Origin of the sequence: Oenococcus kitaharae, from assembly GCF_025758695.1 — a bacterium.
Lineage (GTDB): Bacteria > Bacillota > Bacilli > Lactobacillales > Lactobacillaceae > Oenococcus > Oenococcus kitaharae_A.
In genome coordinates this window covers 362,799-378,144 of the sequence record NZ_JANJQP010000003.1, presented here as the reverse complement: position 1 = coordinate 378,144, position 15,346 = coordinate 362,799, and the positions used below count along the sequence as shown (strand labels likewise).

The window sequence follows — 15,346 nt, the reverse complement described above, 5'->3', positions numbered from 1 at the left end:
GTAGTTAGTTTTCTGAATCATCCTGAGCACTTGTTAATACAAGTGTACTGCCTGCTTGTGCAATGGCAGCTTGAGCAGCCTTAGAGGCTTTACTTACCTGAATTGTAAGCTTCTTCTCTAGTTTACCAGACGCCAAAACTTTTACGCCTGACAACTCTTTTTTAATTAGACCTGCATCAACCAAAGAAGCAGCCGAAACTGTGTCACCATCGTCAAACTTATTCAACATATCCAAGTTGACAATTGCAAACTCTTTACGAGAAAAATTATTGAAACCTCGTTTAGGCATACGCCTCATCAAAGGCATTTGGCCACCTTCAAAACTCAAACGAAGTTTCTTACCTTCACGAGCCTTTTGACCTTTTTGTCCACGACCAGCAGTCTTACCTTTGCCGCCAAAACCACGGGCTTTACGAGTAGCTGCTTTTCTTGAACCAACTACTGGTTTTAAAGTTGATAAATCCATTTAGTTAACCTCCTCAACCGTCACAAGATGAGCGATCTTGAAAATAATGCCACGAGTTGCGGCATTGTCAGGGCGGACAACAGAGGAGTGCACGCGACCCAAGCCAAGGGACTTTGCGATCACTCTTTGTCTAGGCTCACGGTGTGCAATACTTTTAATTAAAGTAATTTTTAAATCAGCCATTTCTCCTCCATTATTCTCCAAGATCAACACCGCGTAATGCAGCGACGACCTTGGCTTCCTTCAAATTGGTCAAAGCATCAAAAGTTGCGCGAACAACGTTGACAGCTGTAGATGAACCAAGTGACTTAGCCGTAACATCAGCAACACCGGCTAACTCCATAATTGGACGAGTAGAGCCACCTGCAGCAACTCCAGAACCTTCAGAGGCTGGCTTTAAGAGCACTTTTCCGCCACCGTCGACCCCAAGGACATCGTGAGGAATCGTTGTTCCAACAGTTGGAACCTCAACTAAATGACGCTTAGCATCTTCAACTGCTTTTCGAATTGCTTCGGGAACTTCTTGTGCTTTACCTGTGCCATAACCAACATGACCATTTTTATCGCCAACGATAACTAGCGCAGCAAAACGCAAACGCCGGCCACCTTTAACAACTTTTGTAACACGGTTGATCGAAACAACATTCTCTTCAAGATCACCGAGTGCATTTGGGTTAATATATTCTGCCATAACTTATCCTCCTCCCCTTTAGAATTTCAAGCCTGCTTCACGAGCGCCATCAGCTAATGCTTCAACGCGACCATGGTAGAGATATCCACTACGGTCAAAAACAACTTCCGTGATATTTTTTTTCGTAGCTGCTTTAGCGACGGATTCGCCAACTTTTGCAGCTTGTTCAGATTTTGTTCCACCTTGGTTTTCTTGATCCAAAGTAGAGGCACTTGCTAGCGTCACACCCGCTACGTCATCAATTACTTGTGCGTAGATGTTTGAATTCGAACGGAATACGCTCAAACGGGGGCGCTGTGCAGTACCAGAAATCTTTCCGCGCACACGCGCGTGACGCCTTTGACGCGTCTTATTTTTATCTGGTTTTGTGATCATAGCAATGCTTCCTTTTCATTTTTAAGACTGGTTATTTACCAGTCTTACCTTCCTTGCGGCGTACAACTTCACCTTCGTAACGAATTCCCTTGCCTTTATAGGGTTCAGGAGGGCGAACACCGCGAATCTCAGCGGCAAAATCTCCTACTCCTTGTTTAGAGATACCTTCAATTGAAATGTGAACTGAATCAGGCACGTTAACGGTTAATCCCTCACGTGCGGCAAATTCAACTGGATGCGAGAATCCGACTGTTAAAACAAGTTTGTCGCCTTGCTTAGAAGCACGATATCCCACACCAACAAGCTCAAGATTCTTTTTGAAGCCGTTAGAGACACCCTCAATCATATTAGCAACATTTGCTCGAGTTGTTCCATGCAAAGCCTTGTTGCGATTTGAATCATCAGGGCGGCTGAACTTAATTTCATTGCCATTAATTGTCATCGAGATTTCACTCGCGATCGGCCGAGAAATTTCACCTTTCGGTCCCTTCACAGTTACAATCTCTTGATCCTGCTTAACTTCAACACCGGCAGGAACGGTGATTTCTTTATTTCCAATACGACTCATGGTTTTCTCCTTTTCTAGATAAATGAACCATGTATTAAATTACCAGACGAAAGCGATAACTTCGCCGCCAATTTTCTTTGCACGAGCTGCCTTATCAGTTAAAACACCTTCCGATGTTGATAAGATTGCAATTCCCAGACCATTTAAAACTTTAGGAACAGCATCTGAAGAGACATAAGAACGAAGACCAGGTTTCGAAATACGCTTCAATCCCGTGATAACGCGTTCACGATTGGGACCATATTTTAAGTTTAACGAAATCAAGCCTTGCTTGTTTGGTGTATCAACGATTTGGTAATCATTAATAAAGCCTTCGTCCTTGAGGATTTGAGCCATACTAACTTTGATCTTTGAAGCAGGTACTTCAACGTTTTCGTGACGAACCATGTTCGCATTACGAATACGAGTCAGAAAATCTGCGATGGGATCAGTCATTGTCATAATTTTTATCCTTCCTACAGTTGTCGCGTAGCAAATAACTTTTTAGACAAAACATCCTTGGATAATCTATCTAAAAAGCACTCTTGCCCAATAGCGGTACTTTGTTTCTGTTCATAATGATTATTTTGCAAACGGCAAACCAAGCTGACTCAGCAAAGCCAAGCCCTCTTCGTCAGTGTTGGCCGTGGTAACAATAACAATATCTAGACCACGCACGCGATTGACATCATCATAGTTAATTTCTGGAAAAATGAGCTGCTCTTTGATACCTAACGTGTAGTTCCCACGACCATCGAAAGACTTCTTTGATGTTCCACGAAAATCACGTACACGAGGCAATGCAACGTTGATCAGTTTATCCAGAAAATCATACATGCGGTCACCACGCAATGTTACTTTGCTTCCAATACTCATACCTTCACGAAGGCGAAAACCAGCAATTGATTTCTTAGCCTTTGTGATAACTGGTTGCTGACCAGCAATTAATCTGAGTTCAGAAACAGCTTCGTCTAAGTTGTTTGAATTAGTAACAGCATCACCAACACCCATATTCAAGACAATTTTCTCGAGTTTTGGTGCTTGCATTGATGATCGATAACTAAACTTAGAAATCAAAGCCGGTTGAACTTCATTAACATATTTTTCTTTTAATGCATTTGCCATGAAAATGATTTCTCCCGATTATTTTTTAACCTCATCGTTTTTGTTAACACGATGATTCTTTTGAGATGAGGCATCTAACAGTTTCACATTAGAAACATGCAAAGCGGCTTCTTTCTCAACAATACCGCCCTTAGGTTCTGCCTGAGTCGGCTTTTGGTGCTTTTTTACCTTGTTCACGCCCTCGACAATAACACGATCAGTTTTCAAAATAACCTTGGTAACCGTGCCTTCTTTGCCTTTGTCCTTGCCAGCGATCACGCGGACTTTATCTCCGGTTTTAATATTCATGTGATCCTCCTTTATAGAACTTCCGGCGCAAGACTAACGATACGCATGTATTCATTATCACGTAGTTCACGAGCTACTGGTCCGAAGATACGTGTGCCAACCGGTGTCTTGTCATCTCTGACAATGACCGCGGCATTTTCGTCAAACTTGATATATGATCCGTCAATACGATGAATGCCACGTACCGTACGAACAATAACAGCTTTAACGACATCGCCTTTCTTGACAGTACCGCCCGGAATAGCTTGCTTAACTGTAGCGACAATCATGTCTCCGATGTTGGCAAATTTCCTACCGGAACCACCAAGAACTTTAATTGTTAAAATTTCACGAGCGCCCGAGTTATCTGCAACTTTTAGGCGACTTTCTTGCTGAATCATAGTTCCGCTCCTTTCAAATTATTATAAGATCACTGCTTCTTCAACTACGCGAACCAAACGAAAACGTTTAGTAGCGGATAGTGGACGGGTCTCCATGATTTCAACAATATCATTCAACTTAGCGGTATTGTTCTCATCATGTGCCTTAAGCTTTTTCGTGTACTTAACTCGCTTGCCGTATACAGGATGATTCTTATAAGTTTCAACTGCGACGGAAATCGTCTTATCCATCTTATCGGAAACGACGCGTCCACGGTAAACTTTACGTGCATTACGTTCTTCACTCATAATAACCTCCTTATGCCTTGGCCTTTTCAGCCGCGATTTCTTGAGCACGAAGCTCTGTCTTGATTCTTGCAATGTCTTTTTTAACTGTTGAAAGACGAGCAGTGTTCTCTAACTGTCCGGCAGCTTGTTGGAAACGCAAATTGAAGAGCTCAGTTTTTGCATCTTTTTCACGCTTCAACAAATCATCGCGAGACAGACCTTTAAGTTCTGAAGCTTTCATTATGCGCTTACCTCCTCTGCTGCTTCAGCTTTGCTAACGATCTTAGCTTTAACTGGCAATTTGTGCATTGCCAAACGCAAAGCTTCCTTAGCAGTGGCTTCGTTCACACCACCAACTTCGAACATAATTGTTCCCCGTTTAGTTGGCGCAACCCAGCCTTCTGGAGCACCTTTTCCGTTACCCATACGAACACCCACACCTTTTGAAGTGTAAGATTTCTGTGGGAAAATCTTGATCCAAACTTTACCGCCACGCTTCATGTAACGAGTCATGGCAACACGGGCAGCTTCAATTTGGCGATTTGTAATCCAATTATTTTCAGTTGCCTGCAAACCATAATCACCGAAAGCAACCGTACGTCCGCCTTTAGCTTCACCCCGCATATGACCACGGTGAACACGACGGTATTTAACACGTTTAGGAACTAACATTAGTTATTACCTCCTTGTGTTCTTGCTTGAGTAGACTGCTCAGAACGAGGACGGCGAGGACGGTTGCCTTGGCGGCCACCTGCATTGCCACGCCCACGAGATCCACTGCGAGAACCACGACTATTGGCCGAAGCTTCTGCATCTTCATCTTTGATAAACTGGCCATGTTCGGCATCACCACGATAAATCCAGGTCTTAATTCCTAAATTACCGTATGAAGTCATAGCCTCATCCCACGAATAATCAATATCTGCACGCAGAGTATGAAGCGGAACAGTACCTTCGGTATATTGCTCCTTACGAGCAATGTCCGCACCATTCAAACGGCCAGAAACCATGGTACGAATACCCTTAGCGCCAGCCCTTTGTGCTCTTTGAATGGCACCGCGCATAGCACGGCGAAAAGCAACTCGGCGCTCCAAATCAGCAGCAATCTGCTGTCCAACAAGATGAGCATTTAAGTCAGGCTTGCGAATCTCAACAATATTAATATTGACACGCTTTGGCTGTCCTTTATAAGGTGTCGTCAACTTTGATAGTTCACTACGCAGACGCTCAACATCTGCACCGCCGCGACCAATAACAATACCAGGTTTTGCAGTATGGATCGTTAAGTTGATGCGAGTCGGCTCAGTACGTTCGATCATCACACGATCAACAGCAGCATCTTTTAAATTCTTTTCAAGATACTTGCGAATACGCAGATCTTCTTGCAAAGTTGGAACATATTCTTTTCTATCGGCATACCATTTGGCATCCCAATCACGAATGATTCCAACACGGAATCCAATAGGATTAATCTTTTGGCCCATCCTTAAGCTCCTTTCTTATCGTTCTCAGCAACGATGATTGTAATATGACTTGTGCGTTTATTGATTTTGGAAGCAACACCCTTAGCGCGAGGACGAAAACGCTTCAAAGTTGGTCCTTCGTTAGCATAAGCTTCTTTCACAATAAGGTCTGCCCGGTCAAGGGCAAAGTTATTCTCAGCATTAGCAACCGCTGAATTGAGCACCTTATAGACTGGCTCAGTTCCTGTATTTGGCAGGAATTTCAGGATCGCATAAGCTTCGTTGACACTCTTTCCACGAACTGTATCGAGAACCAATCGCGCTTTGCGAGCTGCGATTCGAACCTGATAAGCGGTGGCTTTTGCAGATGTAACATTATCAGCCATTACTTACTCCTTACTTTCCTGTCTTCTTATCATCACTACCGGCATGACCGCGGAAGGTACGTGTTGGGACAAACTCACCAAGCTTGTGGCCAACCATATCGTCTTGGATATAAACCGGAACGTGCTTACGCCCGTCATAAACAGCAATTGTAAATCCAATAAAGCTTGGAAAAATCGTTGAACGACGTGACCAAGTACGGATGACTGGTTTTTTATTTTGGCCTGAAAACTGATCAATCTTTTTTAATAATGACGGATCAGCAAAAGGTCCTTTTTTCAAACTACGACTCATCTAAACCTCCGATTACTTACCCTTCCGTCCACGAACAATGAACTTAGTAGATGGCTTCTTCTTATCACGCGTCTTATTTCCATAAGACTTTTTGCCCCACGGGCTCATAGGACTTGGATGACCAACAGGAGCTTTACCTTCACCACCACCATGTGGATGGTCATTCGGGTTCATAACCGAACCACGAACATGCGGTGTCTTGCCACGCCAACGCGAACGACCTGCTTTTCCCCAACTAATCAATGAATGTTCGGCATTACCAACTTCACCAATAGTAGCTCGTGCAGTAGCTAAGATCATACGTACTTCGCCGGAAGACAAACGGACAATCACATACTTACCGGCATCATCTTTACCAAGGATTTGTGCAGAAGTACCAGCAGAACGAGCTAACTGGCCTCCTTTTCCAGGCTTTAATTCAATATTGTGAATCAAAGTTCCTTCGGGAATGTTGCTCAACGGCAACGCATTACCGACCTTAATGTCGGCATCGGGACCAGATTGGATTTTAGTGCCAACTTCTAGACCCTTAGGCGCCAAGATGTAACTCTTCACACCGTCTTCATAAACAAGCAAAGCAATATTAGAGGTACGATTTGGATCATATTCAATCGCTTTAACTAAGGCAGTCGAATTGTCTTTGGTCCGTTTAAAATCAATAACTCTGTATTGCTGCTTATGCCCGCCGCCATGATGGCGAACGGTCATTCGACCTTCAGCATTTCTCGCTCCGGTCTTTGATTTCTTTGCCAACAAACTTTTTTCCGGAGTCTTCTTTGTAATAACGGAAAAATCAAATCCGCTCATATTACGACGACCGTTGGTTGTTGGTTTATAAGTCTTGATAGCCATGCGTTACTCCTTTCTTATTTTTTTTCTTCTTTATTTTGAAATACTTCGATAGCTTGTGAATCTGCTGTTAAACTAACGGTAGCTTTTTTGCGGTTACGAGTCAGTCCTTCATATCGTCCCATGCGCTTGTTTTTTCCACGAACGTTGGCAATATTAACTTTTTTCACTGTGACATTGAAGATTTCAGCAATAGCAGCTTTAACATCTGTCTTAGTTGCTTTGCGGTTTACTTCGAAAACATAAACCTTTTTATCAGCACCGCTCATAGAAGCTTCAGTGATAATTGGCCGTAAAATAACATCGCGTGCTTGCATTAACTCAATCCCTCCTCAACCTGCTTTGCGGCTGATTCTGCGATAACCACTTTTTGTGCGCGGACCAAGTCATAAACGTTAACGCCTTGGGCAGTCACAACCTGCACGTTTGGCAGATTTCTCGCTGACAATTTGACATTCTCATCTGCTGGATCAATGACTAGCAAAGTCTTTTTTGTCGAATTCAATTTAGACAAATTCTCTGCGAAAAGTTTCGTAGACGGCTTGTCGAAATCGAATTTATCAACAACGATAAAATTCTGTTGCGCGACCTTATCAGACAAGGCACTTTTAAGTGCGAGGCGATAAGCTTTGCGATTGATCTTATAAGAATAAGAACGAGGCGTAGGGCCCATCGAAATACCACCGCCACGCCACTGAGGAGCACGGATAGATCCCTGACGGGCATTACCGGTCCCCTTCTGACGCCATGGCTTTCTTCCACCACCAGAAACAGCAGAACGATTTTTGACTGAGTGAGTACCTTGACGCATTGAAGCACGCTGCATCAAAACGGCATCTGTCACAACAGCTTCATTAGGCTCGATCGCAAAAACAGCATCGTTTAATTCGACTTCGCCAGCTTTAGCACCATCTTGTTTAAATAAAGCAACTTTAGTCATTTGGTTCTCCTTTCTCATTTCGCGGAAGCAGCGCCATTATTAGCATCTGCTTGAGTATTTTGTGTATCAGCCTCTTTGGCTTTGATCTCTTGGCCAACAGTACCAGCCAATTTAATATCGCTTGCTTTGTAGGCTTTGACTGTGGACTTAATTGTGACAAAGCTCTTGTTAGCACCAGGAACATTGCCCTTGATCAAAATTAAGTTACTGCTTTTATCAATAGCAACAACTAATAGTTTCTGAGCGGTACGAATGTCGCCACCCATCTGTCCAGGAAGCAGCTTGCCCTTGAAAACTTTGTTAATAATCGCACCCATAGAGCCAGGACGACGGTGATAACGAGAGCCGTGAGCCATAGGTCCACGGGACTGTCCTAAACGCTTAATAGACCCTTGGAAACCATGTCCTTTTGTAATTCCTTGGACATCAACATATTCACCAGCATCAAAAATGCTGACTTCAACTTGATCTCCCTGTTTGTAATCGCCTTCCGCGTCACGAATTTCGCGAATGTAGCGCTTAGGGGTCGCATTAGCTTTTTTTGCGTGACCTTGTTCAGGTTTGTTTGCAGCAATCTTGCGCTTGTCGAAAACACCGAGTTGAATAGCTGAATAACCATCCGTCTCTGGAGTCTTGACTTGAAGAACTGTGTTAGGCAGGACTTCAATGACAGTTACAGGAACTAATTCACCTTTGCTGGTGAAAACCTGAGTCATACCGATTTTTCGGCCTAAGATACCTTTTGTCATGACTTTCTCCTTTTATAAATTACAATTTGATTTCGATTGCGACACCAGCTGGAAGATCAAGTTTTCTCAAAGAGTCAACTGTCTTATCAGTAGGGTTAACAACATCAATCAAACGCTTATGTGTACGCATTTCGAATTGTTCACGCGAATCCTTATGCTTATGCGGCGAACGCAGAATCGTGTAGAGTGTGCGTTCTGTTGGCAAAGGAATTGGTCCAACTACTTGTGCGCCAGTGCGCTTTGCTGTCTCGACAATCTTTGCTGCTGAGACATCGATTGTACGATGCTCGTAAGCCTTTAACCGGATTCGAATTTTTCTTTCTGCCATAATTTATCCTTTCGTTGATTTTCAAAATCAGCTCGCTCCATTCAAAAACCGACATCTTGACGCCATGGCAACGGTGCCGAGCGTGTCGCAACCTTGAATATCATCACTAAACCTTGATATACCGGCGTTTTTGGCCGTATTAAACCTTAAAACGTAAAAGGCATACCTGTATATAGTACAGTAAAAGCCCCTGCAGGGCAAGGACTTTCATGACTTTTTTGATATGTAATTAATACCAGCCATTCTGCTGCCAAAAAACAATGGCCTGTGCTACAGAACCATAACGGTCCTGAATGTAAGCCTGCATTGCCTGCAGCTGCAAGTCATAGTTACCCTTGACTTGTGCCCAGGTCCGATTTAAATACTTCTGATAAGCTGCTTCCGATAACTGACCAATACCTTTATAGTTACCATTTTCAGCATCAGGATTCCCAGAAGATTCTTTCTGAATCAGCCAATTAATATCAGTTATAGCAGAAACGGCAGATGTACTGCTTTGACTCGCAGCTGATGATTGTATTGATCCAGACGGTTTTACCGGCACCGAAACTTTAGCTGGTACGGACGCCCTAGCAGGTGCAGGCGTCTGAATTTTTGAAATCTGAGATTGGGAACTCGATACAAGGGCTGAAGAACTAACAGAAGTAGTATTAATTGGTGCGCTGGCAGATACAGCCGAACTAACGCTGGCCGAGCTAGCAGGCACCGTTGAAGAACTGTTGACGGGTACAGAGGAGCTGAGGGCAGTTTTGGTAAAGTCCTGATCAAGTAATATTTTTTTATCTTTAACTGGCTGGATCGGTTCCGCAGCGAAAGTAGTGGATGTTTGTTCAATAGATCGAGCCAACCCTCTGGCAGCTGAAAGTGCCGCCGCTGGCGACCTTTTTTCTGCGGATCCCACCGTAGATGGTGAAAAGAAGGTAATCAAACCAAAAAAAGCTAGAACACAAAGTGCTTTAATGCACCTTTGCCTTTTTCTCTTTAACCGCCGAGCTTCCCTCATATAAACCAAATTGTGGCTTTTAATCTTTGCTTAATTATTTCAAAAAAAATCTATTCTGATTTCAATGCAATAATTTTGTAAAATTGCAGAATACAAAAAGGAAATCAAAAGAATTAATTAACAAGGCTCAGCAGTCTTTTTTGTGATAAAAATGTAAACATTTATTTAACACCGGATGCAATTGAATTAATAATCATGGTGGTCATCGCTCGATTTCCCGCTCGCTGGGGGTGCACCCCATCGGGTTCAAACCACTCTGGGTGCGCATGTGCGCCGCTATACCAATCAATCACATGCAGGTTCGAATCCTGTTTGTCGAAACTGCTTAAGAGATTATTATTCGGTCCTTCCCAAGGCTTCCCACCAGAAAAAGAATTAACCCAGAAAACTTGGCGGTTTCCAGCGATGCGCCGTACCTGCTGGATATTATCAGCGGAAATCTCGCCGTTAGTGCCAATGACCATCAAAATAATCGGATCTAACTTCTTCTCATCTTTCAAAGCCTGCAAAGAGTCGATAGCCTCTTGCGTATGCCGGCCAATTCTAGCATTAACAATTGCTTTTGGCATCGCCATCTGTAGATCTGGGCCCACATCCAATAAAACAGAATCGCCTATTGCTGTAACACTAAGCTGACGCACTTTGGCAATATTCTCAGGACTCGTCTGGAAAATGCCTGCCAACTGCTGATCGGCACCTGAAGCCGCACTAGATTGCGAGGATTTAGCAGATTGGCTGGATACCGCGCTTTGGCGAGCTGATACGGCCTGGCTGTTTTGCCGCGAAATTTTTTGAGATTCACTTTGCAAATGCCGACGCAGCTGGTCAGCCGATTTTGAACGTGTGGCATCTTTAGAAATAAAGCCGAGAAAGGTACCTGTTAAGGTCAATACGATTAAAAGCGAAGTAAGCACAGTCTTCACACTCATAAACGACTGCCGCGTCATATGAATCATGCCGTGACGAAATGGCATCTCAACCCAACGATAAGACAAATCGGCTAAAAGCATAATCAGTAATATGCTGAAGAGCGAGACCCAAAAATGAACCAAAGGCGAAAAATTACGAAAGATTTCTTCTAAGATGACAAATACCGGCAATTGATAGAGATAAATCGAGTACGAACGAGATCCGATATATCTAAAGAAATGGTTTCCCATAATGAGATTAAAATGGTTTTCCGGTACCATCACAAAATAGTAAATTAATAAAGCCGTAAAAATACTCAGCAAGAGCATACCGAAATCATAGACCCACGCCTGCACGCCATTTGCAATCACGAACAATATTAATGCACCGCTAAAACTTGCTGATATAATCCACACCGAGTACTCAGCAAGCAACTGCTGAAAACGTCTCAGAATTTTAGGGCAGGCTTGAGAACGAAGCAATGTGATTAAAATCGCCACCATACCGCCTATGATGAACGAAAAAACACGTGAATCCGTTCCATAGTAAGCACGATTAGTTGAAACCGGAGAATACAGTACGGCCAAGAGAAATGATGAGATTAACGCCAAAATCGCCGGTATCAACAAAGAGAGCTGCCATTTTTTATCAGCAAGATAGAGAATCGCCGTCACCAACAGAGGCCAAATCACATAAAACTGGGCTTCAACAGACAGGGACCACAAATGAGTGAAAACAGACCAGTGAGCACCGGCAGCGAAGTATGAGACTTGATGAAGAATTTGATACCAATTATTCACATAAAATAAATTACTAATCAGTGTTCCGCGAATACCGAATAATCCTGCCGGAAAAAAGAAAAATAAAAGCGCCGTTGTCAAGAAAATCATCACAATAAAAGCCGGATATAAACGCCAAAAACGGCGTAAATAAAAGCGTTTCAAACGCAAATGCCCAAATGCTGCAAGATCTTTTAAGACAATGCTGGTCATCAAAAAACCAGAGACCACAAAAAAGACCGTTACACCTGAAAAACCGCCAGCAAAAATTTTCGGCCATAAATGAAAAAGAATTACCCCAAGAACAGAAAGTGTCCGAAGACCCTCAATTCCAGGAATAAAACTTGTCTTGTTTGTTTCTCTGCTCACCATTCTAATATTACATTAATTTTACAAAACAGTATCAATTATTAACCAAATGTGACATACATAACAATCAATCCGGAACACGCAGGCCTAATTCTTGAAGCTGTTTCTCAGAAACGCGAGACGGTGCTTTTGTCATAGGCTCAGTCGCATTCGAATTCTTCGGAAAAGCGATGACTTCACGAATATTATCTTTTTTCGCCAGCAGCATACTCAAACGATCCAAACCTAACGCAATGCCGCCCATCGGTGGAAAGCCGTACTCCATAGCTTCAAGCAGAAAACCAAATGCCTGTTCGGCTTTTTCAGGCGTGAAGCCTAATGCTTTTAACATCTTTTCTTGTATATCCATTGTATGAATACGAATGGATCCCGACCCTAACTCGTAGCCGTTTAGCACCAAATCATAAGACTGGGCATGAGCTTTATGTGGATCTTCACCATCGTCCAAATAGTGAAGGTCTTCCTCATTTGGCATTGTGAAAGGATGATGTGCAGCAATCCAACGGCCAAAATCTTCTGAATATTCAAATAGCGGCCAATCGACAATCCAAGCAAAATCCCATTTATTTTCATCGATTAAATGCAGCTCTTCAGCCACATACTTACGTAAATAACCCAAAGTATCAGAAACAACGGAAAAAGTACCGGCAGCAAAGAAAACCATATCACCGTCTTTCAGAGACAATGCATCCACCAACTGATCTTTGACGGCTATAAGGAATTTAGCAATAGGTCCAGTCAGTTCACCATTATTATATTTGACCCAAGCCAAACCCTTGGCTTTAAATCGTTTGATGTAATCCGTCTGCGCGTCGATCATTTTCCGCGTAAAATGCTGGGAACCATTTGGTGCCACAATTGCTTTAACAAAACCATCTTGTTCGATGGCAGAAGTAAAGACAGAGAAATCAGTCTGCTTCATAATGCCGGAAAGATCGTGCAATTCAATGCCAAAACGCAGATCAGGCTTGTCAGACCCAAAACGGTCCATTGCTTCCTGCCAATGAAGGATTGGGAACTGAGTTGGATCAACTTTGGCGCCAATCACATCTGACATGACCTGTGCGACCCAACGATTGACCAAATCCCTGATCTCACTTTGGTTCATGAAAGAGGTTTCCATGTCCAGCTGTGTAAACTCTGGCTGACGATCACCACGCAGATCCTCATCACGAAAACAGCGTGCAATTTGGAAGTAACGATCAAAACCAGCACCCATCAAAAGCTGCTTGAACAATTGTGGAGATTGCGGAAGCGCATAAAAGCTGCCCGGATACACACGAGATGGCACCAGGTAGTCTCTGGCACCTTCGGGCGTACTTTTAGCCAAATAGGGCGTCTCGATGTTCAAAAAACCATTTGTTTCCATAAAACGCATCGTCGACAGCATGATCTTCGAACGAAGTACGAGCCCTTTTTGCATCTCAGGACGGCGCAAATCCAAATAACGATATTTCAATTTCAATTCTTCATTCACATCGACGCCATCTTCAATATCGAAAGGTGGTGTTTTCGACTCGGCCAGAATTGTTGCCTCGTGAACCAGAACCTCAATCTTGCCAGTCTTCATCTTAGGATTAATAGCCGAATCAGCTCTCAATGAAACTGTACCAGTGACAGCGATCACAAATTCGCTGCGGATTTTCTCAGCTGTTTGCCTAGCTTGAGCCGAAAATTCATCAGAAAAAGTAAGTTGAACAATCCCTTCACGATCGCGCAAATCGACGAAAATTAAACCACCTAGATCACGGCGCTTTTGTACCCATCCCTTTAATGTGACCTGCTGGCCAGCAAGCGTCTCGTCCACCAGCCCGGCATAAATTGTTCTTTGTTTTGTCGTCATGAAAAATCCTCAATTCTTAAATTATCCAATAATACTTTTCTCTGACTGCCATCAGTCATCTTTTTCAATGTCAATTCTTTGCTTTGCACTTCTTGATCGCCAATCACAATCGAATAACGCGCTTGCGTCCGATCGGCAGACCGGAATTGCGATTTCATCGAGCGATTCGTATAATCCAGCAAAACAGAAAAATGGAAAACCTCACGCAAATGTTTTGCCAATAAATTAGCAAAAGCACTCACAGAGGAATCTGTCTGTACGATATAAACATCCACCTGATCTCGCTCTTTGACTTCACCAATTAAAGTAATCAAACGTTCCAGACCAATGCCAAAGCCAATTGCCGGTGTATCCGGTCCGCCAAATTCTTCAACCATCCCTGAATAACGGCCACCGCCGCAAATCGTAGCTGCTGACTTAAGTTTTGGATCCTGCGTTTCGATCTCAAAAATCGTGTTGTTGTAATAATCCAGACCGCGAACCAGCTTCTCGTCAATTTCATAATTAACGCCAAAGGCATCCAGCGCATCCGTGACTTGTTTGAAACGGTTTTTAGAATCCTGATCCAGATAGTCCAAGATCTTTGGCGCGCCAACGAGCAGCTTTTGATCATTAGCATCCTTTGAGTCCAAAATCCTCAGCGGATTGGTCTTCAAACGAATTTTTGAATCCCGGCTCAGCTGTTCCTCGTATTGACTTAAATAATCAACTAATGCTTGGCGAAAAGCTGCACGTGAGGCATCGTTCCCCAGCGAATTAATCTTCACGAGCAAATTATTCAGCTTAAAAGCCTTGAAGAAATCAATCGCCATTTGAATCACTTGTGCATCCAAAAAAGGTGAATCCGATCCAAAACTTTCTGCTCCGAGTTGATGAAATTCCCGCATTCTCCCAGCTTGCGGCCGTTCATAACGAAACATCGATTCCAGATAATATAGATTGACCGGTTTCTCATATTCAGGCCCGTACAATTTATTTTCGACGTAAGCACGGACAACACCGGCCGTCCCTTCCGGGCGCAAAGCCATGTGCCGTTTGCCCTTATCGTAAAAATCATACATTTCCTTACTGACAACATCAGATGAATCACCAGAAGTTCGCGCAAAAATATCGTAATTCTCAAATAAAGGCGTATCAATACGGCCGAAATTATATCGGTGTTCGAAAATTTCTTGTGCAACAGCTGTAATTTTTTGCCAAACTGGCTGGATAGACGGAAGCAGGTCCGCCGTCCCTTTAGGTTTTTGAAAAAGTTTCTCAGACATACATATTGAATTTTAACACTGCGATAATATTT

At 43.2% G+C, this 15,346-nt stretch carries 24 protein-coding genes; all 24 read right to left on the bottom strand.

Annotated features, from left to right (window positions below; genetic code table 11):
- Positions 1–4: 4 nt before the first annotated feature.
- Positions 5–466: a 50S ribosomal protein L15 gene (gene rplO, locus NRF22_RS08105; RefSeq protein ID WP_263780015.1), complete on the bottom strand. Its 462-nt coding sequence runs from the start codon at positions 464–466 to the stop codon at positions 5–7.
- Positions 467–649 (bottom strand): 50S ribosomal protein L30, encoded by a 183-nt coding sequence (gene rpmD, locus NRF22_RS08100; protein WP_007745886.1) that lies wholly within the window; start codon positions 647–649, stop codon positions 467–469. It abuts the gene before it with no gap.
- A 10-nt stretch (positions 650–659) separates the two neighbouring features.
- The gene (gene rpsE, locus NRF22_RS08095; protein ID WP_263780014.1) at positions 660–1,157 is read right to left on the bottom strand and encodes a 30S ribosomal protein S5; all 498 of its coding nucleotides are present in this window, start codon (positions 1,155–1,157) and stop codon (positions 660–662) included.
- Between the two features lie 18 nt (positions 1,158–1,175).
- Entirely contained in the window at positions 1,176–1,532 is a 357-nt protein-coding gene (rplR, locus tag NRF22_RS08090) for a 50S ribosomal protein L18 (RefSeq protein WP_263780013.1), read from the bottom strand.
- Between the two features lie 31 nt (positions 1,533–1,563).
- Positions 1,564–2,100 carry a 50S ribosomal protein L6 gene (gene rplF / locus NRF22_RS08085; RefSeq protein ID WP_263780012.1) on the bottom strand — a complete coding sequence of 179 codons (537 nt, stop codon included), beginning with the start codon at positions 2,098–2,100 and terminating at the stop codon, positions 1,564–1,566.
- A 39-nt stretch (positions 2,101–2,139) separates the two neighbouring features.
- Positions 2,140–2,541: a 30S ribosomal protein S8 gene (gene rpsH, locus NRF22_RS08080; RefSeq protein WP_007745880.1), complete on the bottom strand. Its 402-nt coding sequence runs from the start codon at positions 2,539–2,541 to the stop codon at positions 2,140–2,142.
- A 120-nt stretch (positions 2,542–2,661) separates the two neighbouring features.
- Positions 2,662–3,204, bottom strand: coding sequence for a 50S ribosomal protein L5 (gene rplE / locus NRF22_RS08075; RefSeq protein ID WP_263780011.1), 543 nt, complete (start codon positions 3,202–3,204; stop codon positions 2,662–2,664).
- A gap of 18 nt (positions 3,205–3,222) precedes the next feature.
- A complete protein-coding gene (rplX, locus tag NRF22_RS08070) occupies positions 3,223–3,492 on the bottom strand; it encodes a 50S ribosomal protein L24 (RefSeq protein WP_263780010.1) in 270 nt (89 codons plus the stop codon).
- Positions 3,493–3,503: 11 nt separating this feature from the next.
- Entirely contained in the window at positions 3,504–3,872 is a 369-nt protein-coding gene (gene rplN / locus NRF22_RS08065) for a 50S ribosomal protein L14 (protein ID WP_007745876.1), read from the bottom strand.
- Positions 3,873–3,893: 21 nt separating this feature from the next.
- Positions 3,894–4,160, bottom strand: a complete 267-nt coding sequence (gene rpsQ / locus NRF22_RS08060; RefSeq protein ID WP_007745875.1) for a 30S ribosomal protein S17 — start codon at positions 4,158–4,160, stop codon at positions 3,894–3,896.
- A 10-nt stretch (positions 4,161–4,170) separates the two neighbouring features.
- Positions 4,171–4,380: a 50S ribosomal protein L29 gene (gene rpmC, locus NRF22_RS08055; protein ID WP_263780009.1), complete on the bottom strand. Its 210-nt coding sequence runs from the start codon at positions 4,378–4,380 to the stop codon at positions 4,171–4,173.
- A complete protein-coding gene (gene rplP / locus NRF22_RS08050) occupies positions 4,380–4,811 on the bottom strand; it encodes a 50S ribosomal protein L16 (protein WP_263780008.1) in 432 nt (143 codons plus the stop codon). The genes rpmC and rplP overlap by 1 nt, the downstream gene beginning before the upstream one ends.
- Positions 4,811–5,623 (bottom strand): 30S ribosomal protein S3, encoded by an 813-nt coding sequence (gene rpsC / locus NRF22_RS08045; RefSeq protein WP_263780007.1) that lies wholly within the window; start codon positions 5,621–5,623, stop codon positions 4,811–4,813. The genes rplP and rpsC overlap by 1 nt, the downstream gene beginning before the upstream one ends.
- 2 nt (positions 5,624–5,625) lie before the next feature.
- On the bottom strand, positions 5,626–5,988 hold the full coding sequence (gene rplV, locus NRF22_RS08040; protein WP_007745867.1) for a 50S ribosomal protein L22: 363 nt from the start codon (positions 5,986–5,988) through the stop codon (positions 5,626–5,628).
- Between the two features lie 10 nt (positions 5,989–5,998).
- Positions 5,999–6,280, bottom strand: coding sequence for a 30S ribosomal protein S19 (gene rpsS, locus NRF22_RS08035; protein ID WP_007745865.1), 282 nt, complete (start codon positions 6,278–6,280; stop codon positions 5,999–6,001).
- A 12-nt stretch (positions 6,281–6,292) separates the two neighbouring features.
- On the bottom strand, positions 6,293–7,132 hold the full coding sequence (gene rplB, locus NRF22_RS08030; protein WP_263780006.1) for a 50S ribosomal protein L2: 840 nt from the start codon (positions 7,130–7,132) through the stop codon (positions 6,293–6,295).
- 14 nt (positions 7,133–7,146) lie between these two features.
- Complete coding sequence (gene rplW / locus NRF22_RS08025; RefSeq protein WP_263780005.1) at positions 7,147–7,446, bottom strand: 50S ribosomal protein L23; 300 nt, start codon at positions 7,444–7,446, stop codon at positions 7,147–7,149.
- The gene (gene rplD, locus NRF22_RS08020; RefSeq protein WP_263780004.1) at positions 7,446–8,069 is read right to left on the bottom strand and encodes a 50S ribosomal protein L4; all 624 of its coding nucleotides are present in this window, start codon (positions 8,067–8,069) and stop codon (positions 7,446–7,448) included. Before rplD ends, rplW begins: the two co-directional genes overlap by 1 nt.
- Before the next feature lie 14 nt (positions 8,070–8,083).
- Positions 8,084–8,818: a 50S ribosomal protein L3 gene (gene rplC, locus NRF22_RS08015; RefSeq protein ID WP_263780003.1), complete on the bottom strand. Its 735-nt coding sequence runs from the start codon at positions 8,816–8,818 to the stop codon at positions 8,084–8,086.
- A 19-nt stretch (positions 8,819–8,837) separates the two neighbouring features.
- The gene (rpsJ, locus tag NRF22_RS08010) at positions 8,838–9,146 is read right to left on the bottom strand and encodes a 30S ribosomal protein S10 (protein ID WP_007745858.1); all 309 of its coding nucleotides are present in this window, start codon (positions 9,144–9,146) and stop codon (positions 8,838–8,840) included.
- Positions 9,147–9,375: 229 nt separating this feature from the next.
- The gene (locus NRF22_RS08005; RefSeq protein ID WP_263780002.1) at positions 9,376–10,149 is read right to left on the bottom strand and encodes a hypothetical protein; all 774 of its coding nucleotides are present in this window, start codon (positions 10,147–10,149) and stop codon (positions 9,376–9,378) included.
- Between the two features lie 161 nt (positions 10,150–10,310).
- Entirely contained in the window at positions 10,311–12,209 is a 1,899-nt protein-coding gene (locus NRF22_RS08000) for an acyltransferase family protein (protein ID WP_263780001.1), read from the bottom strand.
- A gap of 64 nt (positions 12,210–12,273) precedes the next feature.
- Entirely contained in the window at positions 12,274–14,049 is a 1,776-nt protein-coding gene (aspS, locus tag NRF22_RS07995) for an aspartate--tRNA ligase (protein ID WP_263780000.1), read from the bottom strand.
- Entirely contained in the window at positions 14,046–15,314 is a 1,269-nt protein-coding gene (gene hisS, locus NRF22_RS07990) for a histidine--tRNA ligase (RefSeq protein WP_263779999.1), read from the bottom strand. Before hisS ends, aspS begins: the two co-directional genes overlap by 4 nt.
- Between the last annotated feature and the right edge of the window lie 32 nt (positions 15,315–15,346).